Raw genomic sequence first — 22,356 nt, forward strand, 5'->3', positions numbered from 1 at the left:
ACGCGTTCCTTTTTTACTATCGAATGGGATTGTGGACGGTGACAAGCTTGGTTCCATCGGGAAACGTTGCCTCGACTTGTACTTCGTGGATCATCTCTGGCACGCCTTCCATACAGTGTTCCCGGCTGATGACTTCAGCCCCGGCTTGCATCATGTCAGCGACCGATCGACCATCGCGCGCACCTTCGACCACGGCGTCCGTAATCAGGGCGATGGCTTCGGGGTGGTTCAGCTTAACGCCGCGGGCCAGTCTCTTGCGGGCAACTTCCGCGGCCATGGCGACCAACAGCTTTTCTTTTTCACGTGGGGTCAGGTTCATGTCAGAGCATCCAGCATCGGGGTAATGTGCCTTTGTTCAGTTGCCGCAAAACCGGCATCAAGGTACGGCGCAAGGCAAAGCTGTTTTCAGCCAGGGCGCGAACAATCAGCAGTTCGTTTTTTATAAGTGTCGCCCCTGCCGTATCCGGCAGCATGTCGCGAACCGGACCCAAATGAGCTTCCACAGCCTTCGAGGCAAATACGATCAACGCCATTGCCCCAGCGCCGTTTGCGATATGCGGCTTGGACAGATGAGCGTTCAAGTCGCCTGAAAACCGTATCGCATCCAGAAAAACCGGACCTTTTTGGCGGTGCATCTCGATCCGATCACTGAGACGGATTTTGCTGAGCCGCTCTCCCATCGCCGCGCGCCCGAAGACCAGCGGCTCGACCATCAACAACTCAGCTTCAGGAGCTAAATCAATCTTCAGCCGACGCTCCAACGCGCTATCGTTGAACAGGATCGTCTCTTGCGGCAACCAATTCACACGAGCGCCAGACTGAACTGTCAGGTGGTTGGTAATCTGGCCGATTTCTTCAGGCTGCGCTTTGTAGACACGTTCGCAAGCCTGCGTTGTCAGCGTCAGCGTAGTGCCTTCTGCAGCTTTGCCTGAAAACCGAAATCTATCGCCCCCGGTCACTCCACCGGCCGTGTTGAGAAGAACCGCCTCCAAATGCGGCGTTGTGGTTCTTGGGAACAAGCACTTGAAGGACCCGGAATGGTGAAACCTGTCTAATACACTCTTAGCGCCCAGCAGCTTGGTGCTTAGGTTAACTGAACCAGCGGCGCGTGGTGGGTTCGCACTTTGCGCGGGTTTTATAACAGCAGCTTGAGTAATAAGGCACCTTTGGAAGACCTGTTGGTGCCATCTGTTTCCTTGCTGACGCGCCGAAACGCCAATTTGCACCGTCGCAGAATGCCTAGTTTCGCGTCATCCGATCAAATATTAACCGAATGCACGCCCGGCGGCCTAAAATTTAAGCAGATTCACCCTATAAATGAATGCGTCTCACCCTAAACCCGCAAGTCGCACTGCGTTGCGGAAGTCGAAAGGACCGCCGCAACGCAAAGCACGTTCGTTAAGTTTGGCCGCTGCGCTTAGCCAACGTATTGATCGGCAACAACTTCCCCAAACCTGTCAAAAAACTTGACCGAGAGTTTTTTGGCAGTTCCTGAGATCAACCTGCTGCCCAGTTGTGCAATTTTACCGCCAATTGCGACCTTGGCGGTATAAGACAGCACTGTTTCTTCCCCATCAGCCACAAGAGAGACATCAGCGCCACCATTTGCGAAACCCGCGGCTCCTCCCTTCCCTTCTCCACTCAACGAGAACGCATCAGGCGCTTCTGAATTGTCCAGCGTAACCTCGCCATTGAATCGCGCCTTAACGGGGCCGATTTTCAGCACAACTTTGGCCTCAAGATGCTCAGGTGAATGCTGGATAAGCTCTTCGCACCCAGGAATGCATTCGCGCAGGACATCCGGGTCATTCAGCGCGCGGTACACTACGTCTCGGGGCGCAGAGATGCGAATTTCGTCATTTAGCTCCATCTGAGGATCCTTTTCTCAACAACATCTTGGGAAAACACGAAGTGCCACCTCGGTCGCTTCTTCCGGGGTCGAATCCGGTTTTGCAGCCCGGAAGGACGCCAACCAGTTAAGCCATTTTTTCTTCATGCGAAGTCTCCTCGGATTTATCTGAGTTCCGCCAAAGGATAATTTCAGCAAGGATCGACAGGGCAATTTCGTGTGGGTCGATCGCATGGATGTCCAAACCGGCAGGCGACTTGAGCCGCTTGGTTTGTGCAGAACTCAAACCTTGCGCTTCCAACCTGTCGCACAACACCTCAGCCTTTCGGTGGCTCGCAACCATTGACACACGGCGCGCCGGTGTCTCGAGCGCGGCTTTCAATGCGGCGCCATCACCTTTTCCCTGCGAAGCGACCACTGCGAAATCGCGTGGCTCAACACCCAAAGCGCTTAAGTTTTTCGGATCGAAACTGGTAAAATCCACTTCACTCTCAGAACCTTCGGGCAAGCAAACACGCAATCCGATAAGCGCTGCGTGCTCTGCGAGGGCATGGGCAATCGGGGACTCTCCAAAGATGATCAAACGCGGCGCATGCTGATACGGCTCAATCAGCAAGTCGACCGTTCCACCCGAAGGGCAACCGCTCTTGAAGGTTTCCACGCCGTCCGGGTCTGTCATTGCCACCACCTTGTCCGAGGGTTTCACGCGGATCATTTTCGGAAAGCCACCTGTAAGTGCTTCCTGAGCTGATGCCCGTACAACGCGCTGCACACAGGCTCCACCCAGATGTCCCAATATCCGACCGTCTCGCGTGACTACTGCCTTGCCGCCCGCCTTGGCCGAGGTCGCGTCGGCGGTGCGAAGGACAGTTGCCACGCAAAAAGCGTCCCCCTGCTGGCGCAGCTGTTCAATCGTGTCGAAGATGTCGAAACCTGCCATGGTTTTATCCTTTCACAGTTTTCGGAATTCAGGTTCTAGTGCCGCCAGTGCTTCAAGCGTGTTGGCAGGAAGATGCGCGTCCAGATACGGCTCTGCGGCCTTCATGGCAGCGGCAATGGGCTGGTAATCTTTCCATCCTTTAAGCGGATTCAGCCAAACCACCCGCCGTGCCTTGCGTCGGACCCGCGCCAATATATGCCCCAAAGCCGCAGGCGACGAGCTGCAATAACCATCCGAAAGGATCAATACCACCGTCCGCCCGTTCAGGGCACGGGCACCGTATCCATTCAAAAATTTTTCAAGGCTACCCGAGATGTCAGTACCGCCGCCAAACCCTTCGGCCATCAGCGACAATCGGCCAGCCGCGCGCAGCGTGTCGTGATCGCGCAGTACATCCGTCACCCGCATCAAATGCGTATGAAATAAATACGCATCCGCTTCGGCTCCGCTGCCAATCAACCCCTTGAGAAAGGCAAGGAAAACTCGCGAATAAACTGTCATCGAACCGCTAACGTCACACAAAGCCACGATCCGCATAGGGCGTGGCGGGCGAGCACGACGGTAAAGATCAATCGGCTCACCACCCCTCGCAAGGCTGGCGCGTTGAATACGGCGCATATCCAAAGCCGGGCCGCGCATCGCAAGTTTGCGTCTGCGCGAGCGACGGTCCCGGATGGCTCGCGCGATGGCGGTTGCCGCCTGTTCCGCTTGCTTCAACGCGTCTTCATCCATCAGCTCACGCAAATCCCGACGCGACAGGTTAGCCGTACGGGTTGCGATCAGCCTCCCGTCTCTCCCCAAGGCCTCCCCGTCGCCAGGATCAGGTTCTTGCGCCTGATCCGTGCCGGTTTCCGCCTCCCGAGCGTCTTGGCTTTGCTGCTGCCAAATCATCGGCTTTGTGGATTGAACCCGCACATGAGCCGTGTGGGCAGTTCCAGTTCGGTGCTTGCCTGTATTTAACCAGTAGGCATCGAACAAGTCCTCGAAGCGACGCCAATCGTCAGCGTCGCCTGCCAGCAATACACAAAGCGCCCGCTGAGCCTGTCTGACATCCGTTGCGTCAACTGCTGCCAGAGCAGCCAGCGCGTCTCCTGTCTCAGCAGATCCCACACGCATCCCGTTCATGCGCAAATGTGCGATGAAACCGGACATGCGATCCGACAAACCAGATGCGCGGGAGGGAAACCGAGTGACTTGCATCAGGCGACTTTCCCGATCAGGCGATCCATGACTTCGGGCGGCGCGGCATCGTAGTCAGCGGCAGTTTTCAGAAGACACACAAGGGTTGCCTGAACCTCTTCCTTAGACTGCGCCATGTCGTTGACACCCAATCCTGATAGCGCGGCTGCCCAGTCCAGCATCTCGGCGATGCCGGGTGTCTTTTCTAAGTCTTCCTTCCGCAAAGCCTGCACGACCCCGATGATCTGACGCGCAAGCCGCCCTTCGACGTCAGGCATGCGCGCATTCAGGATCGCCATTTCAGTTTCTCGCGATGGGTAGTCGAGGAAACTGTAAAGACAGCGACGCCGCAGCGCGTCGGACAGATCTCGTGTCCCGTTGGCCGTCAGGATTACAATCGGGCGCGAACGCGCCTTCAGGGTGCCGAGTTCGGGGATGGTGATCTGAAAGTCTGACAGAATTTCAAGCAAGTAGGCTTCAAACTCTTCATCGGCCCGGTCGATTTCGTCGATCAGCAGAACCGGCGGATCTTCTTCGCTGATTGCCTCCAGCAATGGACGCTTCAGCAAGTAATCATCGGTGAACAGTTGCGCCTCGCTGGTGCCTCCGCCAGCCTCGCTTGCACGAATGGCCAAAAGCTGACGTTGGTAGTTCCACTCATAAATGGCGTGACTGGCGTCCAGCCCTTCGTAACACTGCAACCGGATCAATCGCGTCTCACGTTGAGCCGCAAGAGCCTTGGCAACCTCGGTCTTGCCGACACCCGCAGGCCCCTCAAGCAGCAACGGACGACCCAGCGTCTGCGCAAGATGCAGGGCCATGGCCAAACGATCATCGGCAACATAGCCCTGTGCGGCCAATCCGTTCTGAACGTCAGTCAAAGTCAAAACCAGGATCCAATCTTCATCTGGCCAAAAATACCTCGGGGGTCCGAGGGGGCAGAGCCCCCTCGCTTTGGTCGGGCCGGCGCCAGCCGGTCCGGACCATTTCACCCATGCATCCCAAGACCATTGGCGATCTTCCAGATCCGCCAGTGGTCGTGCGGCATGTGGCTTTGCACCAACCCAAAGGGCCGGAACGCATCATGCACCGCGTTCGAGAAGCAAGGAACGCCGCCCACGTTCGGGCTTTCACCCACTCCTTTTGCACCAATCGGATGGTGCGGGGACGGTGTCACCGTATAGTCGGTGATATAGTTCGGTGTCTCCCAGGCGGTTGGCAGGAAGAAGTCCATCAGGGTGCCTGTCTTTACATTGCCCATCTCATCATAGGCAATTTCCTGGCCCATCGCGATCGCCAGCGCTTCGGTTACACCACCATGGACCTGCCCGTCGATGATCATCGGGTTGATCCGCGTGCCGCAATCGTCCAGCGCATAGAACTTCCGCACTTCCCATTCGCCGGTATCCACGTCAATTTCCATAACGCAGATATAGGCCCCGAACGGATAGGTCATATTCGGCGGGTCGTAGTAGCTGACGGCTTCCAGCCCCGGCTCCAACCCCGGGATGGCCTGATTATAGGCGGCGAAGGCGATTTCTTTCATGGTCTTGAACCGCTCGGGCGCGCCTTTGACAGCGAACCGGTCCACATCCCATTCGACGTCGTCATCATGCACCTCAAGCAGATAGGCAGCAATCATCTGCGCCTTCGCGCGGATCTTGCGCGCGGCCATAGCCGTCGCCGCCCCAGCCACAGGCGTGGACCGAGAGCCATAGGTCCCAAGACCATAAGGCGCGGTGTCCGTGTCGCCTTCCTCCAGCGTGATATCGTCGGCGGGCAGGCCGATCTCGCTGGCGATGATCTGGGCAAAAGTCGTGGCATGGCCTTGACCCTGACTGATCGTCCCGAGCCGCGCGATGGCTGAACCCGTTGGATGTATGCGGATTTCGCAACTATCAAACATACCCAGCCCAAGAATATCGCAATTCTTGACCGGCCCGGCCCCGACAATCTCGGTGAAATGTGTCAGGCCAATCCCCAGCAGCTTACGGGTCTTGCCAGCTTTGAAGTCCTCGACCCGCTGCGCCTGTTCGGCCCGCAGACCGTCATAGTCTACGGCCTTCAACGCCTTGTCCCAAGCGGTGTGATAATCGCCCGAGTCATACTCCCAGCCCAGCGCCGACTGATACGGGAACTGATCGGCCTTGATAAAGTTGATCCGACGCAGCTCGGCCGCATCCATGTTCAGCTTGATGGCCAGAACCTCGATCATGCGCTCGATGAAATAAGCAGCCTCGGTCACACGGAACGAACAGCGATAGGCCACGCCTCCCGGAGCTTTGTTGGTATAGACACCATCGACAGCAAGATACGCGGTGGGGATGTCATAGGAACCGGTGCAAATATTCATGAATCCAGCTGGAAACTTGGTCGGGTCGGCACAGGCATCAAACCCACCGTGATCGGCGGTTGTATGACACCACAGCCCGGTGATCTTACCATCCTTGGTGGCTGCGATTTTGCCCTGCATCCAGTAGTCGCGGGCAAAGGCGGTGGACATCAGGTTCTCCATCCGGTCCTCGATCCACTTCACCGGCTTACCGGTGACAATGGACGCCACGACCGAGCAGACGTAACCCGCATAGGCGCCGACCTTGTTGCCGAATCCGCCGCCGATATCAGGACTGATCACGCGGATATTGTGTTCGGCCAGACCCGAGATCAGCGACACAACCGTCCGGATCGCATGGGGTGCCTGGAACGTACCGTAAAGCGTCAGCTTGCCGGTCACCTTGTCCATCGAGGCCACACAGCCGCAGGTTTCCAGCGGGCAAGGGTGCGTGCGGTGATAATAGACCATCTCCTCGGCCACGACATCAGCCTCGGCCAAAATAGCCTCGGTTGCGTCTTTGTCGCCCTGCTCCCAGGTGAAGATATGGTTGTGATGCTTACGCGGTCCGTGCGCGCCTTCTGTCTGGCCTTCAAGATCTTCGCGCAGGACAACGTCGGATTTCAGCGCCTCGAACGGGTCGGTCAGAACGGGCAGTTCCTCGTATTCGACCTCGACCAGTTCGGCTGCATCTGCGGCGATGTAGCGGTCTTCGGCGACGACATAAGCAACTTCCTGGCCCTGGAACAGCACTTTGCCATCGGCCAGTACCATCTGCTTGTCACCTGCCAGCGTCGGCATCCAGTGTAAACCCAGAGGTGCAAGATCCTCAGCTGTTAGCACGGCGACAACGCCGGGTACCGCCAAGGCTGCCTCTTTGTTCACGCTGACAACGCGGGCATGTGCGTAGGGGGAGCGCACAAAGTCACCGAACAGCATGCCGTCAAGCTTGATATCATCTACATAGTTGCCCTTGCCTTGGGTAAAGCGCACGTCCTCGACGCGTTTGCGGGCGCAGCCCATACCTTTGAGGTTGGCGGCGCGTTCTTCGGGGGTCAGAGTCTGGTCGTTCATTCCGCGGCCTCCTTCTGAGCGTTCAGCATGTCAGCCGAAGCTGAGATCGCCTTGACGATGTTCTGATATCCGGTGCAGCGGCACAGGTTTCCGGCCATGCCAAAACGGATTTCTTCCTCGGTCGGATTAGGGTTTTCCTGCAACAGACGATGCGCGCGGGTGATCATGCCCGGCGTGCAGAAGCCGCATTGCAACCCGTGATGTTCGCGGAACATCTCTTGTAAGACGCCCAAGCTGCCATCATCATTGGTCAGCCCTTCAACGGTGGTAATATCTGACCCGTTCACCTGGGCCACAAAGGTGGTGCAGGACTTGACGGATTTGCCATCGATATCAACGGTGCAGGCCCCACAATGGCTGGTCTCGCAACCGATATGAGGGCCGGTAATTTTCAGATCTTCCCGCAGGAAATGGATCAACAACGTGCGCGGTTCGGCCAGACCTTCGACCTCTTTGCCGTTCACGGTGAGTTTGACGTGCATTTTCGACATTGCTTTCTCTCCTCACCCTGCGCGGCTTTGCGCACGGTCGATGGCGCGGCGCAGCATTACGGCGGCCACGTGTTTCTTGAATTCAACGGGTCCTCGATTATCGGCGACGGGATCGATCGCATCTAGCATAGCGGCAACGCAGCCCTCGACGTCACCACCTGCGAGAGCGGTGCTCGCGTCTGCGGACCAAATGGGTGTGTCGGCCAGATTGGTCATTGCAACCGAAGCGGTTCCCTGCCCAAACATCACCGCGGCAGCGGCCGTCGCATAGTCGCCAATCTTGCGCTTTTGCTTTTCATAGGCTTGCCCAACGCCGGCAGCGGGAACAGGTATTGAAATCCGGGTCAGGATCTCTTCATCTTCGCGCGCAGTGAAATATGCGGCCTCATAAAAATCACGGGCGGCTACGCTGCGGTTGCCGTCAGGCCCCGACAGTTCGAACGTGGCATTCAGGCATTGCATCAAACCCGGCATGTCATTGCCAGGATCCCCATTGGCCACGTTGCCACCAACGGTGCCCATGTACCGCACCTGAGGATCGGCGATCTGCAAAGCAGCTTCGCGGATCAAAGGGATTGCCGAGGCCAGACCGTCATGCGTAATCATCTCGTGCTGCGTCACCATCGCCCCCAAGGACACCGTGTCGGAACCGATCTTGACCCCTTTGAGTTCGTCGATAGCCTGCAAATCGACAAGATGGCCCATCTCGGCCATGCGCAGCTTCATCATCGGGATCAGGCTGTGCCCGCCCGCGATCACGCGCGCCTCATCTCCGTGCTCCTGCAAAATGCCAATGGCCGAGGCGATGTCGCCTGGCCGGTGATACTCAAAACCGGCTGGTATCATGTTTTTCCTCCCTGGGTCCGAGCGATATGCCTTGGGGGACCTGGGGAAAGGAGAGAGCTATGCAGCCAGCCGTTCCAGCAGCGAACAACAGAGCGCGCGGCTTGTTTCACGAAATGCGAATAAGCTGCACGAACTGCGATCAGAGACCGAGCGCCTCGCGAATATCCGTCAGACGGGAACGGCTTACCGGGACTTTGGTCAGGGCGTCGACACCGTCGAAATAACATGTGCCGTTGTCCTTGTGACGCTCAAAGCCTGAGACGTGTTTGGGGTTCACCAGATAACTGCGATGAGCGCGTAAAAAACCATCTGGCTTTAGTCGCGTTTCGGCCTCGGTTATCGACCAAGGGCAAAACAGTTTTTCGGCACCCATATAGAGAACAGAATAATGCCCTTCGGCCCTGATGGCTGCGATTTTTGCAGGTTCTGTAAAAAAGGTCTGACCTTCTCGCTCGAACGGAACACCGGCGCGAAATGCGGCCGGTTCCGAGGCGGGTTCGGGCTTGGGTGTTTCCGTGGGCTCAATAAACGAGATGCCTGTCAACAGAAACGCCCCGCATATCAGAAACACCGAAACGGTCACGCCCATCGCCAGAACCTGATTGTCCAACGCAGGCCCTGCACCACCGACGCTGTCGCTTGCGACAAAGTCGGTCAGACCGGTTGCTACGAAATGCATGGTAAATACAGCCAGCCCAAAGCACACTGTCCCAAGCAATATGTTGCGCTGTGTGCGGTTTCCATAAGCGACCCAGATGGCCGCCACGGACAGGATCACCGAAGCCAGTGTCGCCACGAATACATCCAGAACATTATATACAGGACGACACAGCTGCATTCCGGCCATGCCAATATAGTGCATCAACACAATCCCCAGCCCAACGATCATCCCTGATCCAATCATCGTCTGTGGCGTGCGTGGGCGAAAATGCAGCAACAACAGCGCCAGCCCAACCATTAGGATTGCGACCAGCGCGGAAATCAGAGTGATCAAGGCATCATAATAGAACAGGATCGGCAGTTGCAGGCCCAGCATGGCAACAAAGTGCATCGACCATATACCGCCGCCCAGAATAACTGCTGCCAGAGCGACCACAAGTTTGCGCCGCTGCGTGTCCAGGCGAGACGCCCCATGAGTCAGATAGAGGCCAGTAAACCCAGCCATCAGCGCCACGGCCAGAGACGCTGCCACGAGCCACACATTGTGCGAGTAGTCCAACATTCGGGTGTCCACGCCCTCCCCAGCGCGTGCTTGACGTTAGCAAACAGGAATTCCCGGTACAATCTAGTCTGGCCAAACTGTGAAAAGCGCTCTCAGACCAATTTTACCAGCGTAAGTCCCTTCAACTAAGTGCTTTTTCACACCTTGCCAGGATTGTGTCACCGCGAAACAGTAGTACGATCAAGCGAATTCACCTGCATCGTGCATTCCCATGGCTGACTTAGACCGCACGCTCGTACAACAAACCTTCTTCTTTTCGAAGCGACAATGGGAACAGACCGTACTGCATCACTGCAAAACGGACTTTCTCGGAGCGGGTTACAAAAACTTGATTGGCGATTAGCTTTTTATACGCGCAAGCTACGACAGCCTCTCGCTCGCCATTAGTTAAGTTCTTTCGACGTGACCCAACCCACTCTGGATCAGCGAATTACGTGAACCGAACATTTCGCATGATGCACAACCCTGTTTGCGGTTGATCCGAGGAATATGTCCTCGAAACCGGGCTTGTGCGATGCCAAAACAATGCAATCCACATCGTTCTCGTTCGCGAAATCAACGATCGCTCTACCTGCTTGACCCGAGATAAGTCGCGTCTTCGCTCCTGGAATCTCAGAGGCCGTCTGATGTAGGTTGTCCAAGATTTCATGCCGCGTGTTCGCAAGCACCTCACTTGGAATCTGAGACCCTACATAGGCCGGGATTGGTTCCTGGGCGTGTATCACAGTGAAAACAGCGTCCTCATCGGCCAATTGGCGCGCCGCCTCAAAGGACGCGCGCGTGTCGTGCTCTTGGTCCAGAGCAACCGGGATCAGGATGTTCTTATACATTTGGTCTCCTATCTACAGCTCCATCGACGTCAGCCTGAAATTTGCGACAGCAGGAAACCTACACAGGTTCAGACTTCGATGATTTGCCAGCACTCTTCGTTGCGGTCGCAACATCATCAACGGTTTTCTCGACAGCTTCAGCTTCGGTTTCCGCGACATATGCGGCACAACGGGCCACAGTTTCGAACCATTCCTGAGCATCAGCAACCAACCGCTCAACCGAATGGCGTTGCCATTCCGTCATGCTCTGAAGGGCTTTCGTCGGTTCAGACGGGTTGGCGGAAGATACTTTACGTGCAGCTTGCAGGGCCGTCCGGACCGCCTCGTGACGCCGTTCGAACCAATGCTGCGCAAAGGCTTCTGTTTCTTCTAACATTTTTTCTTGCGCGTCCCAAAACTGTTCGATCTGGGCACCGAAAGCTGGATTGCCAGAAACGGGCGGCTGCATTTGCTTGAATACGTCCATTAGTGAAGCCGGGTGGCTAGGGTTAGATTTCTTTGTCGACATCGAAAATTCCTCCTCATTCCCTGATGACCCATTGTCCCACCTGCAGCGAGCTTTCGCCTTAATACAGATCAATATTCCTTGTTTTCATGCTTCTTGGCTTACGCCGCGAGAGAACACTCCTAACCTTTCGACATCGGTTCCTAGATGGCAGGATTGGAGTTAAAGTAGATCAAGCAAGAACTTAACGCTTGGTTTCAAATGAACATTGCGGGTTTTCTGATTACTCTTGGCGTCCTTTTCCTTGCCGGATTGGTGGCTGATCAGCTTGGTCGGGCCACGCATCTTCCTCGGGTTACGACCTTACTTTTCCTCGGCATGATCGCCGGGAACGCCGGAATGGGGTTGATCCCGCTTGACGTTGCAATGTGGTTCGATGAGGTATCCATCGTGGCTTTGACCATGGTTGCGTTTCTTCTTGGAGGGTCCTTGACCCGCGAGAACCTTGTTCGACATGGCCGGGCCATTCTGGCAATTTCCATTTCGATCGTGGTTGCCACCCTCATTATTGTGTCGGTTGGACTGACCGCAATTGGCGTACCTTTCGGGTTGGCGTTCGTATTGGCGGCAATTGCTACAGCTACGGCTCCGGCTGCCATGACAGACGTGATTAGACAGTCTGGGGTATCCAACAATTTCACCGAGACCTTAAAGGGCGTTGTCGCAATTGATGATGCTTGGGGTCTGATCGTTTTCAGCATCGCCTTGGTTCTGGCCGGTCATTCGGACGGTTGGGCCACCGTCACGACCACAGCGATCTGGGATTTCGGGGGCGCAATTGTTCTGGGCGGCGTGTTGGGCATTCCGTCCGCTTACCTGACCGGTCGATTAAAGCCAGGTGAACCAATGCAGGCCGAAGCGGTGGGGATCGTCTTTCTGACAGCGGGTCTTTCGCTCTGGCTGGAAGTTTCGTTCCTTGTAACAGGCATGGTCGCCGGAGCCGTGATCGGGAACCTTGCCCGCCACCATGACCGAGCCTTTCACGAAATCGAGCACATTCAATGGCCATTCATGATCCTGTTCTTCCTGCTGGCCGGAGCCTCATTGGATATTGAGGCTTTTGGCTTGATGGGCTGGGCCGGAGCCCTTTTCTTGCTTTTACGAACCATTGCACGACTTGTGGGCGGCTTTTGTGGCGCAAGACTAGGAGGCTTACCACGCCGTCAGGCTTACTGGTGTGGCCCCGCTTTACTGCCGCAGGCAGGGGTTGCAGTGGGGATGGCTTTGGTCGCCGGGGAACAGTTTCCAAATTGGGCGGCATCCATAATGGCCTTTACCTTGGCCAGTACGGTGGCATTTGAAGTGTTTGGGCCGCCACTGACGCTTATGTCGATCAGACGCACCGCGGATACCAAGTAGCTGCACGCTCGTTCGGAGCCTATTCCGCCTGAACCGATTCAAGAAAGACGAGCAAATTCGCCAGCGGCAGACCCACCATCATAGGTTGGCCATTAGGCAAAGCGACAGCAATCTGTTGGTCCGTCTCAAAAACCGCGCCGAAGATTGGCATTTCGCCCCCATGCGCAAGCAATTGCGAGCGACCGTCAATCTGCTGAGCTATGCGAACTATCGGAAACACGCCGCCGTTTTCGGCCGCCAACTTGGTGAGGTCAGGTGTTTGAATAGCCAGCATTTCGGCCATCGGCCCATCGCCAGTCGCTTCGAAACCGTGGCATTGCCAGCAATAGGTCCGGTACAAATCGCTTCCGTCGCTCACACTTACGTCCTGCGCCAGTGCAGAGCCGGTGACGAACAGCGTCAATAATACCCCGTGAAATAACTGCATTTGCTCCTCCAATTCACTGCTTCCGATGATGGTCCCATTAAATGGCATACTTAAGAAACTTCTTTGACCTCGCTCATGTTGTATGCGCCAAGACGAACGCTGGTGTTTCAGCTTTATAGCGTTGGAGCACATGCCTGATTTAATCTGCGTCGACCTCCGACTTCGCAGCCTCGGCATGGACCTCGCCACGCTTGCCTCCAAAGGAGGCTCCTTCCAGTGCATTCAAATGCCAGCGAATTCGCCAAAGATGATAAGACACTCGATGCATCCATCTCAGAGAATCCAACCGAGCCCAGACCACCTCGTCCGGCAAACTGTCGGTCGCAGCGTCGGAAATGAGCAAGTCTCTGCGAAGTTTCCTCTGTCGTCGCAGAAAGCGGCGAACACGGTTCAGCGTGTTTTCACATTCCTCTTGGTCATCGATTTTCAAGTAACTGTCAGTTGCCGCAATCACCACCAAAGCAAGCCGTTTCAAACGCCGGTCTTTTGGTAACTCGCTGATCCTGTCAACTTGGCTACATCGGTAAAGCAACCGATCCAGATGATCGAGTATGTGGTACATACCTTTGATCCTGGAAATCTCGACATCGGACTCGCGGGAAAGCTCTATCTTGTCTAGATACGCGCGCGCTTCGGCCAAGGCCGTCTCAATGCTGTCCCGCCCGTAGTCGGTTTCGCCTGGCAGCCGCACACCCATACACGACCTAAGGTGCGCCACTTCGGCCAGCACAATTTGATCGACTGAGGCTTTTGCCGCATCCACCGCTATCTCCGGCAACCCTAGCACGAGCGGATCTAAAGATTTTGTTAGCTCAGCTCCTCGATCGGGTATAAGCGCCTCGACAAATCTGGCAAACGGCTTGGCGAACGGCAGGATCAAAACCACCCCCAAGGCGTTGAAGAAACTGTGGAATGCCACAAGCGCGGTCAAAGAGTTTTGGGCCCCCGCCCCGCTTACAAAGACCGAAGTAAATGGCCCCAGCAAAAAAAACGCCATTACTCCTGTCATCACGTTGTAGATCACATGGGCAGAACCGGTTCGGCGGGCCATCGTGCCCCCGCCCAAAGTAGCCAGAACGGCCGTAAACGTCGTACCCACATCCATTCCAATGACCAACGCCGCCGCTTGAGGGAAGCTCACAGCACCAGCGCTCAGTGCCGCCAAGGCCGTGGCGACACCGGCGCTCGAAGACTGCGTCACCATCGTGATCAGGACACCAATCAAGACAAGCTTCAGCCTGCCTAGAAGTGTATCTGGTGGAAAATCAGCAGGCGTAACTACGCCACGAAATGCGTCCAGGCCGGACTTGAGTTGTTCGATTCCTATGAAAACCAAGCTGAACCCGGCTAACGCCAGCCCAAAGTTAGAAACCGCTTTCCTGCCCGAAAGCGCGAACAATGCGCCAACAAAAACAACAGGCAACATCGCTTGCCCAAGGTCCAGCTTGAACCCCAAAAGCGCGACCAGCCAACCTGTCATGGTCGTTCCGATATTGGCTCCAAAGATGATCCCAAGCGCTTGCGGGAACGTGAGCAAACCAGACGCGACAAAGCCCACGGCCGCGACAGTGGTTGCACTGGACGACTGTATTGCAGCTGTCGTGACAGCGCCGGTCACCGCACCCGTAAGAGGCGTGGACGTGAACTTGCTCAGAACATCGCGCAGCCGCGCACCAGCCAATGCCTTCAACCCGTCCGTCATCAACAGCATTCCAACCAGGAAGAGACCGATGCCGCCAAATGCTGGTAATAGATTCCAGAACATCACAAACAACTTGCCTTGCTTAGCCAATGTACGACGGGCACGTTCGCTGTACCCTCGGGGCCGCGAGCAACAGACTGCGGCCCACTTTCAGCCTTGCAGACCCGATGTGACGCGTTGGTTGATATAGATCAAAGCAGCAACAAGATTCACATAGTGAAATAAGAATGTTTTAGCGTAGTCTACGTTCGCCGACCTGTCCCCAAACCAAACAAAGAGGCGAACGGAATTTTGGAGGAGTGGAAGTTCCACCCACGGGGCTCGGCAAAAGTGATGGCGAGCCCCGAATTTTATTGGCGCCCAATTCGCCCGAACGTTGAGACAAATCGAATTCGATGGATTCAACTGCGGGGACAAGGTGAGCCGCAAATCGCTAACCGTAAGGAGAATGGCATTATTGGCAACAGACAAACAGACCAGTCGGTGAAAAGCGCCTATGAACTCTGTTGATCCCAAAGAACAGAAACTTAAACGGGCCCTTACGACCCCATTGCTAACGCTTTATGGCCTTGGCGTAACGGTAGGAGCTGGCATTTACGTTTTAGTCGGTGCAACAGCAGACATTGCCGGACCTTTCGCGGCGTTGTCATTCGTTGTAGCCGCGCTCGTCGTATCACTAACCGCGCTTTCTTATGCAGAACTCGCAACACGATTTCCTGTGAGTGCTGGTGAAGCAGCCTATGTTGAGGCGGGGTTCCAGAAAAACTGGATGGCGGTTTTCGTTGGACTTGCGGTGGCAGCCTCGGGCGTTATCTCCGCTTCGGCCGTTGCAATTGGCGCAGCATCCTATCTGCACGCATTGACCGGCTTAGCCATCCCTTTACTGACCATCAGCGTAGTATTGATCATGGGCGCTATTGCACTTTGGGGAATAACGGAGTCGGTTCTCGTTGCAGCAATCATTACGATCATCGAAATCGCAGGTCTTCTCTTTGTGATTGGCTGGGGCATGACCATTCAGGATCCGCAAGGATACAGGATCAGTTCAATGCTTCCCCCGCTTGAACTTGACGCGTGGAGAGGCATTTTTGCAGCATCGCTTCTCGCCTTCTTTGCCTTTGTTGGCTTTGAAGACATGGCCAATGTCGCAGAAGAGGTTAAAGACCCGGTACACACCATCCCAAAGGCTATTTTGCTAACGCTGGTTCTGGCGACCGTGTTGTATCTTGGGACCTCAATGACAGTTCTGCTTGTTGTTCCAATTGATGTTCTTTCAATGTCCTCGGCACCACTTGCGCTTGTGTTTTCAAATGCGCCTGAGGTGATCAAACAAGGCTTTTCTGCAGTCGCGATTGTGGCGACGGTCAATGGGGTACTAATCCAGATGATCATGTCATCACGGGTGATCTACGGGCTTGCTGACAGGGATCACCTGCCGAAAGTCCTGGCAACAGTACCTCAAGCAACGCAGACACCGGTTGTCGCTACTTTGCTGGTCGTGGCGATCATCGTTTTGCTAACCCAAACGTTGCCGATAGGTATTCTGGCTGAACGCACGTCTCAGATCGTTCTGGGCGTCTTTGTGCTTGTCAACATCGCGCTGATCCTGCTGAAGATGAAGCCAAGCGATACTAAAGAGCACTTCAAAGTTCCACTTTTCGTGCCCATCCTTGGAGTCATCACAAGCACAATGCTCTTCGGAGCAGGGTTTCTCTAGCCATATGACTACCAGTCGACCGTCCATAGGATTGCGCCTTTCAGTCTGGTGGCACAGAACCTTCGTGGATCTGGCTCAGCAACTGCAATGGTCCTATCTGCCGCCTTTGATGGTCTACTTCGCGGCGGGTGTATCAGGGCTGACCTCGGTCGTCGGAGCCTTTTTTCTGAAAGACTATCTCAACTTGTCCGCCTCATTCGTTGCAGGGCTCGCGTTTTGGGCGGGTATCCCGTGGATTCTTAAAATGCCGCTTGGTCATGTCGTGGACCTGTTTTGGCGCTGGAAATCCCTGCTGATCCTGTTTGGCGCGTCCCTCATCGCGTTATCGTTGCTCATCATGTACCGGCTCGTGGTAGCACCCGCGCAGATGGCCTCCACGATGCCGCTGGAAGACTGGTATGTTGTTGCGCTGCTGTTGGCACCCTCGGGCTATGCCATTCAGGATGTCGTTGCTGACGCCATGACGGTCGAGGCGGTTCCAAAGGTTGACCAGCACGGCCAACCGTTTACGCCTGAAGAAACCCGTGCACAGCACACAACAATGCAAACTCTGGGCAGAGTCGCGATCATTTCCGGGTTTGCGGCGGTTGCGGCTGTGAACATCTGGATTTTCTCTGGAACAGAAAACCTTCAAAAATCCGAGCGCCTTGCGCTTTATAGCCAGGTTTACCTGATAGCGCTGGCAATCCCGGTATTGTCCGTGAGCGGCGTTGTTCTTCACAGCTTGATACAGCGGCAGCGCATCCGGCGGGGCCACCCGACACACGCGCCAGAGGACGCCACCGAAGTCAAGTGGTCCATATTACTCGGCGGCCTCGCATTCGTTGTTCTCAGCATTGTACTGGGAACCGCGGACTTCGAATTTGCGCAAGAAACAGTCTTTGCCGTTTCCCTGACGGTGATCCTGTACCTCATGTCGCGTCTGCTGAAAGAGTTGGAACCGGCTCAGGCCAAGGCTCTGATTGGAACGGCCATAATCATTTTTGTGTTTCGCGCTGTGCCTCTCCCTGGGCCTGGTCTGACTTGGTTCGAAATCGATGAACTGGGGTTCGATGAACAGTTCCTTGCAATCTTGGCTTTGTTAACGTCACTGCTGGCTTTGCTCGGATTAATCGTTTTGCGCCCCTTCATGGCCAACCGCTCGATTGCGCATGTAGTGATATTGCTGACAATCGCCGCAGGCATACTCGCCCTGCCTAACCTTGCTCTCTACTACGGCATTCATGAATGGACAGCGGAGCGAACCGGCGGAATTGTAGACGCAAGATTTATTGCCATTCTCGACACCGCAGTTGAGTCTCCACTCGGACAGATCGCCATGGTCCCGATGTTGGCTTGGATCGCGCGCAATGCTCCCGTTCAGTTAAAGGCGACCTTCTTTGCGGTGATGGCATCGTTTACCAACATGGCATTGTCGGCAAGCAGTCTCAGCACCAAATACCTCAACCAAAAATTTATCGTCACTCGCGCTGTCACAAATCCAGAAACTGGCGCTGTCACCTCTACCGCAGACTACAGTCAGCTTGGATACTTGCTGATCTCAGTCGCGTTGATCTCAGTGATCGTTCCGCTGGTGACAGTGTTCTTTGTTCAAAGCTCTCGCTTCCAAACGAGCGAGTGATTACTGGCTTTCGACCTCTCTCAGCAAAGCTTCGAGATGTGCCACTGGAACACCAATATTCGAACCCCCAAACTCAGGCAGGATCGCGGCGTTGATGGCAACGACCTCTCCTCGCCGATTGAGCGCAGGCCCTCCGCTTCCGCCGGTTGTGGTTTCAGCATCATAGACGATGGCACCCGAGCTGGTCCGCGCAACGATCCCCCGGCTGGCGAGGGGTTGGATTTTGCTTTGCGCAGACAGCTGAGACGCTATGGACCAGAAATTCAGGGTTCCATCTTTCTCAAGCGTTTCCAAAAAGCCCGGCCCCGCTTGGGCGATCAAAGCCTTTAAACCTGTTGGGTATCCCAGCAAGTACAGTTCTTCTCCGGCCTGCGGAGCGGCATCTGCCAACGGCATCCCCAAGCCGTGTACCTTACCTGGATCAACTGCCAATATCGCCAAGTCTGCCATTTCACTGAACCTTTCCAATTGAGCGTCTATTGGTTCAGCTTGATCCGGCAGATAGGCCAACAACCTCAACATTTCTGCCCTAAGGCCCGCGTCTTTCAGAGTTTGCTCTCTGTCTCCCGAAGTCCAAGGTAAAGCGACATGACGATTGGTGGCCATTAACGGAACCCCTTCCAACAGAAAGCCGGTGCCGGTGAACTGAAATTCAGCGGGTTCGCCCATCGCACCCGGTTCAATCAAAGGCTGGCCTAAAGGGGTTTTCAGCTTTTCTCCGTTCGGCCCCAATACATGCCGCAAAAGCTTCCCGCTTTCCAAGTGCCGCAACCCATAAGCGCCCTGAATAAAAGCGACGGATCGAGTCGAAGCTGCGATCACTCGGGTTGGCGCTCCTGCTCTGTGTTCCAACGTCCCTAATCGCTGCTCAGCCGACAAAACTTGGCTTTCGAATGCTTCTCGCAACGAGGCCAAATCCTTGGGCGTGAGTGCGTCTTCCCGAGTCTGTGCAAGCATAATTGCAACCGCTTCGATCTTACGGGATTCCTGTTCGATGCTGTCCGCCAAGCGTCTGTCGTTTTGGTAAAGCAGGAACCCAAAGCCTAAGATCACAAGCAGCGCAGCTACGACTGTGATCCTGAACAGAAATGTGGTCTGGGACACAAGCCGACGCCCGCTGTCGCGCAACGCGCCAGACATTTTCTTGGCGAACGGTCGCCGGCTAGTACGAGTATAGGCGTATGCATCACTGAGGATATCTTCAACCGAATGGCGAACAGGATACGAGTGATTGCACAACCTGTACCGAGACATCGGACCTTTTTCGCCGAACTCGATCATGTCGCCATGAACAAGCAGCGTTGAAGAGATTTCTTGCCCGTTCACCCACACATTTCGTCCCGCTGACACGGTTATCGCATATCCGTCATCTGCCCATTGAAGGGTGGCGATATCGTTATCATGCGGGGGCAGGTCGTCTTTGGGGCGAACGCTTAACGCTCTGCCTTCACCAACAGATACGGTCAGAGCATTGTCAGCAAGCCAGTTTACGTTACCACGCGATGGTCCAGTGAGGCTCTCTAAGAAAGCCCGCACTTCCCTTCTGTCAACAGTACTCGAGGGCGCGACACCATTCTCGCCCGGCTTGCGCATTTCGACCACCTCTCTTGACGCGTGTACGCATTCTAACACGCCTCAGCACGAAACTCATCGTACCGCTCGCGCAATAAATTTTTCCAATCTAATTAGACTCTTGCAATCTCTGACCAAGTTCATTCCAGTCCTTGCTTCCGGACCGCAACTCAAAGAGAATTTACCGATGGCCAACCCTCTGCGCCGTCTCTCCTTGGTTCGATTTCGCGCACAACACTGCGGCAGCGAACACCGTCTCAGACCTTGATCTTGTGCAAGCAATCACTCTTGGCATTGAGCGCACCTACCGGGCTTGATGAATGAAGAACAACCCGCCAACAGACAGCCCCGTCGCCCCACAGGAACGAATAATTTCAGAAGTCTTGATCGGATTCACAGGTCCGCCTACCGTTTGAATTTAATGAGTTCGAGTTGCCCACTTATAGAACCGCGGAGCAAATCCGTATGAAATGGCCGTTCTTGGTACTGGTCTACGTTTTGCTGATCCTAGCCCCATTGGGTATTTCTGGTTTTTTGGGCTGGTCCCCGCGGTCCTTTCATCAAGAGCTTGCTTCCGGACTTGGAATGATTGCTTTTTCAATAATCCTGGTGGAATTCCTGTTGTCTGGAAGGTTTAGATTCATTTCTTCCAGTTTGGGTATGGATGTGACAATGCGAGTGCATCAACTGATGGCGCGCACCGCATTGGGCTTTGCGTTGATACATCCGCTTCTTTATCAGGGTACACCCACTGGTGGACACCGCCCATGGGACGTGACGCATCAACTGACGATTACAACCGACCTTTCCACCCTTGCATCGGGTATCGGGGCTTACTTCGTGCTGTTCATACTGGTCGTCTCGGCGATTGCGCGCAAATCCCTTGAATACAAGTACGAGACATGGCGCTTCTTGCACGGGCTGGGCGCCTTAGTGCTGGCCTGCTTGCTTTTGCACCATACGGTGTATGCCGGACGCTACGGCGGACATCCGTCACTGACCTATTTCTGGCTGGCACTGAGCAGTGTTGCGGTGGGAACTCTTTTATATGTCTATCTCGTTCGCCCTTTGCGTCAGAGGAAAAAACCGTGGCGCGTCACTTCTGTGTCTCGACTGACACCGAGGCAATGGGAATTGCGCCTCAAGCCCGATGGTCACAAAGGAATAACCTTCGAAGCAGGTCAGTTTGCCTGGCTCAACGTCGGCCACAGTGCTTTCTCGTTAAACGAGAACCCATTTTCAATCAGTTCAGCACCAGCCGACGGCCCCGAAGTTTCATTTGTCATAAAAGAGCTTGGGGATTTCACACGCAATCTCGGACAGATCACTTTGCAGACCCACGCATATCTGGACGCCCCTCACGGAAACTTGTCGATTAAAAACAAGCCTGAGAAAGGCGTCGTTCTGATCGCAGGTGGTGTCGGGATAGCACCGATGCTGAGCATTCTGCGTCAAGTCAGGCTTAACGGAACACAACACGATCTAAAGCTCATCTATGGCAACCGGGCCGAGGAACAGATTGTTTATCGCCAGGAGCTGTCCAAAGAGGACGCGGTGTTTGTTCTTTCCGAACCCCCAAAGGATTGGCAAGGAGAAACAGGTTTGATCGACGGTCCTCTTTTGGACCGCAACTTGTCCGCGGAGCATTTTGAGAACTGGCTGTTTGTGCTCTGCGGCCCAACTGCAATGATGGACAGTGTCGAAGAACACCTGATCGCCCGAGGAGCTTCGTCAGAGCGGATTCTGTCCGAAAGGTTCGACTATGATTGATCGGTTCAGAAACCAAACTGCGCGGCGACGATTAAGATTGGCTTTCTGGGTCATCAATACTTTAATTTGCTTCGCTGTTTTGGCCTTTTCTCTGCGATAGCAAAGCAGACCATTTAGCGTTGAGTGGCTGAACTAAGCCATCACAAAGCGTCTTTGTTCACGCCGTACTGAGCGCAGAAAAAATGTGCCACAACACCACCTCATTGATCCGGAAAACGCTTTTGATTGAGATCAAGGGCAAACACGCACCATTCATTCATATTCTAGGATCTATTCAGGCCGATTTATGGGAGGATCGGAATGACCGTACTCATAGCCTTCGCTACAGTCGAAGGTCAGACCGCAAAGATCGCGCGGTTCGTCGGTAAAATTGCCAAGGAAGCCGGTTTCAACACAAATCTGGTCAATACCGACAAAATGTCCGACCGCGTGTCACTGGGTGATGTGGTCAAGGTCATTCTTCTGGCTCCTGTCCACGAGCGACGGCACCCCGAGTCATTCGAGGCTTTTATCTCCTCACACAGGGATACCTTAGAGAAACGAAAATCTCTTGTGCTGTCCGTTGGTCTGAAAGCAGCATTTGCTTCGGGTCGTGAAGAAGCGCGCGACTATCTTACCGAAATGCTGTTGCGAACAGGTTTCCAACCTGACGCTACCGCTTTGATTGCGGGTGCGGTGAGGCCCGAAAACTATGGGTACTTTGAGAGAGAAATCCTCCGACACGTTGTTTTGCTGGGGCGGAAAATCGATCCACGAGATGGGGCGCGGGAATTCACTGATTGGGAGGAACTCACGTCAATTGTGTTGGATTTCCTGAGTGAAAAAGGCCAGGCAGAGCAGCACCAATCGCAGGTTAAGTCTTAAAGAACATCAACTGCCCCGCATTTCACAAAAAAAGACTGCAAGCTATGGTGCCCAGC

The 22,356-nt window shown here is 54.9% G+C and carries 20 protein-coding genes; 5 read left to right on the forward strand and 15 right to left on the reverse strand.

Annotation, left to right across the window (positions count from 1 at the left end):
* Positions 1–16 precede the first annotated feature (16 nt).
* The 12 genes from GS632_RS16530 to GS632_RS16585 form a co-directional block, all read right to left on the reverse strand.
* Positions 17–319, reverse strand: coding sequence for an urease subunit gamma (locus tag GS632_RS16530; protein ID WP_171237315.1), 303 nt, complete (start codon positions 317–319; stop codon positions 17–19).
* Between the two features lies 1 nt (position 320).
* A complete protein-coding gene (locus GS632_RS16535) occupies positions 321–1,019 on the reverse strand; it encodes an urease accessory protein UreD (RefSeq protein ID WP_253284497.1) in 699 nt (232 codons plus the stop codon).
* A 398-nt stretch (positions 1,020–1,417) separates the two neighbouring features.
* On the reverse strand, positions 1,418–1,870 hold the full coding sequence (locus tag GS632_RS16540) for a CoxG family protein (protein WP_171236405.1): 453 nt from the start codon (positions 1,868–1,870) through the stop codon (positions 1,418–1,420).
* Positions 1,871–1,976: 106 nt separating this feature from the next.
* Complete coding sequence (locus GS632_RS16545; RefSeq protein ID WP_171174978.1) at positions 1,977–2,789, reverse strand: XdhC family protein; 813 nt, start codon at positions 2,787–2,789, stop codon at positions 1,977–1,979.
* 12 nt (positions 2,790–2,801) lie between these two features.
* Positions 2,802–3,989: a VWA domain-containing protein gene (locus GS632_RS16550; protein ID WP_171237314.1), complete on the reverse strand. Its 1,188-nt coding sequence runs from the start codon at positions 3,987–3,989 to the stop codon at positions 2,802–2,804.
* Complete coding sequence (locus tag GS632_RS16555; protein WP_171174982.1) at positions 3,989–4,855, reverse strand: MoxR family ATPase; 867 nt, start codon at positions 4,853–4,855, stop codon at positions 3,989–3,991. The genes GS632_RS16550 and GS632_RS16555 overlap by 1 nt, the downstream gene beginning before the upstream one ends.
* 101 nt (positions 4,856–4,956) lie before the next feature.
* A complete protein-coding gene (locus GS632_RS16560; RefSeq protein ID WP_171174984.1) occupies positions 4,957–7,374 on the reverse strand; it encodes an aerobic carbon-monoxide dehydrogenase large subunit in 2,418 nt (805 codons plus the stop codon).
* Entirely contained in the window at positions 7,371–7,865 is a 495-nt protein-coding gene (locus tag GS632_RS16565) for a (2Fe-2S)-binding protein (RefSeq protein ID WP_171237313.1), read from the reverse strand. Before GS632_RS16565 ends, GS632_RS16560 begins: the two co-directional genes overlap by 4 nt.
* Before the next feature lie 12 nt (positions 7,866–7,877).
* Positions 7,878–8,711, reverse strand: coding sequence for a xanthine dehydrogenase family protein subunit M (locus GS632_RS16570; RefSeq protein ID WP_171174986.1), 834 nt, complete (start codon positions 8,709–8,711; stop codon positions 7,878–7,880).
* A 139-nt stretch (positions 8,712–8,850) separates the two neighbouring features.
* Positions 8,851–9,933 (reverse strand): MHYT domain-containing protein, encoded by a 1,083-nt coding sequence (locus GS632_RS16575; RefSeq protein WP_171236400.1) that lies wholly within the window; start codon positions 9,931–9,933, stop codon positions 8,851–8,853.
* Positions 9,934–10,355: 422 nt separating this feature from the next.
* Positions 10,356–10,763 carry a universal stress protein gene (locus tag GS632_RS16580; RefSeq protein ID WP_171236399.1) on the reverse strand — a complete coding sequence of 136 codons (408 nt, stop codon included), beginning with the start codon at positions 10,761–10,763 and terminating at the stop codon, positions 10,356–10,358.
* A gap of 58 nt (positions 10,764–10,821) precedes the next feature.
* Positions 10,822–11,343, reverse strand: coding sequence for a phasin family protein (locus tag GS632_RS16585; RefSeq protein ID WP_253284498.1), 522 nt, complete (start codon positions 11,341–11,343; stop codon positions 10,822–10,824).
* 126 nt (positions 11,344–11,469) lie between these two features.
* Between GS632_RS16585 and GS632_RS16590 the strand changes: the two genes are divergently transcribed.
* Positions 11,470–12,627: a cation:proton antiporter gene (locus GS632_RS16590; protein WP_171237312.1), complete on the forward strand. Its 1,158-nt coding sequence runs from the start codon at positions 11,470–11,472 to the stop codon at positions 12,625–12,627.
* A gap of 19 nt (positions 12,628–12,646) precedes the next feature.
* On the opposite strand, the gene GS632_RS16595 is transcribed toward GS632_RS16590, so the two are convergent.
* Both GS632_RS16595 and GS632_RS16600 read right to left on the reverse strand, forming a co-directional pair.
* Positions 12,647–13,054, reverse strand: a complete 408-nt coding sequence (locus tag GS632_RS16595) for a c-type cytochrome (protein WP_253284499.1) — start codon at positions 13,052–13,054, stop codon at positions 12,647–12,649.
* A gap of 139 nt (positions 13,055–13,193) precedes the next feature.
* Positions 13,194–14,819 (reverse strand): Na/Pi cotransporter family protein, encoded by a 1,626-nt coding sequence (locus tag GS632_RS16600; protein WP_171174995.1) that lies wholly within the window; start codon positions 14,817–14,819, stop codon positions 13,194–13,196.
* Between the two features lie 433 nt (positions 14,820–15,252).
* Between GS632_RS16600 and GS632_RS16605 the strand changes: the two genes are divergently transcribed.
* A complete protein-coding gene (locus tag GS632_RS16605) occupies positions 15,253–16,473 on the forward strand; it encodes an APC family permease (RefSeq protein ID WP_171237311.1) in 1,221 nt (406 codons plus the stop codon).
* Positions 16,474–16,477: 4 nt separating this feature from the next.
* Complete coding sequence (locus tag GS632_RS16610) at positions 16,478–18,094, forward strand: hypothetical protein (RefSeq protein ID WP_171722214.1); 1,617 nt, start codon at positions 16,478–16,480, stop codon at positions 18,092–18,094.
* Here the strand turns inward: GS632_RS16610 and GS632_RS16615 are convergent, their stop codons facing one another.
* Positions 18,095–19,687 (reverse strand): trypsin-like peptidase domain-containing protein, encoded by a 1,593-nt coding sequence (locus tag GS632_RS16615; protein ID WP_171237310.1) that lies wholly within the window; start codon positions 19,685–19,687, stop codon positions 18,095–18,097.
* 564 nt (positions 19,688–20,251) lie between these two features.
* Between GS632_RS16615 and GS632_RS16620 the strand changes: the two genes are divergently transcribed.
* Together GS632_RS16620 and GS632_RS16625 are read left to right on the forward strand one after the other, a co-directional pair.
* Positions 20,252–21,436: a ferredoxin reductase family protein gene (locus GS632_RS16620; protein WP_171237309.1), complete on the forward strand. Its 1,185-nt coding sequence runs from the start codon at positions 20,252–20,254 to the stop codon at positions 21,434–21,436.
* A gap of 300 nt (positions 21,437–21,736) precedes the next feature.
* Positions 21,737–22,300 carry a flavodoxin domain-containing protein gene (locus GS632_RS16625; RefSeq protein ID WP_171722216.1) on the forward strand — a complete coding sequence of 188 codons (564 nt, stop codon included), beginning with the start codon at positions 21,737–21,739 and terminating at the stop codon, positions 22,298–22,300.
* Positions 22,301–22,356: the final 56 nt, after the last annotated feature.

This window comes from Ruegeria sp. HKCCD7296 (genome assembly GCF_013110775.1).
In the GTDB taxonomy this organism is placed as follows: Bacteria; Pseudomonadota; Alphaproteobacteria; order Rhodobacterales; family Rhodobacteraceae; genus Ruegeria.

Bases quoted from the DNA above. Each gene is read 5' to 3' on its own strand.
- GS632_RS16605 (WP_171237311.1), top strand. From the start codon at position 15,253: ATGAACTCTGTTGATCCCAAAGAACAGAAACTTAAACGGGCCCTTACG.
- GS632_RS16560 (WP_171174984.1), bottom strand. From the start codon at position 7,374: ATGAACGACCAGACTCTGACCCCCGAAGAACGCGCCGCCAACCTCAAA.
- GS632_RS16565 (WP_171237313.1), bottom strand. From the start codon at position 7,865: ATGTCGAAAATGCACGTCAAACTCACCGTGAACGGCAAAGAGGTCGAA.
- GS632_RS16620 (WP_171237309.1), top strand. From the start codon at position 20,252: ATGATTGCTTTTTCAATAATCCTGGTGGAATTCCTGTTGTCTGGAAGG.
- GS632_RS16570 (WP_171174986.1), bottom strand. From the start codon at position 8,711: ATGATACCAGCCGGTTTTGAGTATCACCGGCCAGGCGACATCGCCTCG.
- GS632_RS16610 (WP_171722214.1), top strand. From the start codon at position 16,478: ATGACTACCAGTCGACCGTCCATAGGATTGCGCCTTTCAGTCTGGTGG.
- GS632_RS16550 (WP_171237314.1), bottom strand. From the start codon at position 3,989: ATGCAAGTCACTCGGTTTCCCTCCCGCGCATCTGGTTTGTCGGATCGC.
- GS632_RS16625 (WP_171722216.1), top strand. From the start codon at position 21,737: ATGACCGTACTCATAGCCTTCGCTACAGTCGAAGGTCAGACCGCAAAG.
- GS632_RS16530 (WP_171237315.1), bottom strand. From the start codon at position 319: ATGAACCTGACCCCACGTGAAAAAGAAAAGCTGTTGGTCGCCATGGCC.
- GS632_RS16600 (WP_171174995.1), bottom strand. From the start codon at position 14,819: ATGTTCTGGAATCTATTACCAGCATTTGGCGGCATCGGTCTCTTCCTG.
- GS632_RS16615 (WP_171237310.1), bottom strand. From the start codon at position 19,687: ATGCGCAAGCCGGGCGAGAATGGTGTCGCGCCCTCGAGTACTGTTGAC.
- GS632_RS16575 (WP_171236400.1), bottom strand. From the start codon at position 9,933: ATGTTGGACTACTCGCACAATGTGTGGCTCGTGGCAGCGTCTCTGGCC.
- GS632_RS16590 (WP_171237312.1), top strand. From the start codon at position 11,470: ATGAACATTGCGGGTTTTCTGATTACTCTTGGCGTCCTTTTCCTTGCC.
- GS632_RS16580 (WP_171236399.1), bottom strand. From the start codon at position 10,763: ATGTATAAGAACATCCTGATCCCGGTTGCTCTGGACCAAGAGCACGAC.
- GS632_RS16540 (WP_171236405.1), bottom strand. From the start codon at position 1,870: ATGGAGCTAAATGACGAAATTCGCATCTCTGCGCCCCGAGACGTAGTG.
- GS632_RS16545 (WP_171174978.1), bottom strand. From the start codon at position 2,789: ATGGCAGGTTTCGACATCTTCGACACGATTGAACAGCTGCGCCAGCAG.
- GS632_RS16595 (WP_253284499.1), bottom strand. From the start codon at position 13,054: ATGCAGTTATTTCACGGGGTATTATTGACGCTGTTCGTCACCGGCTCT.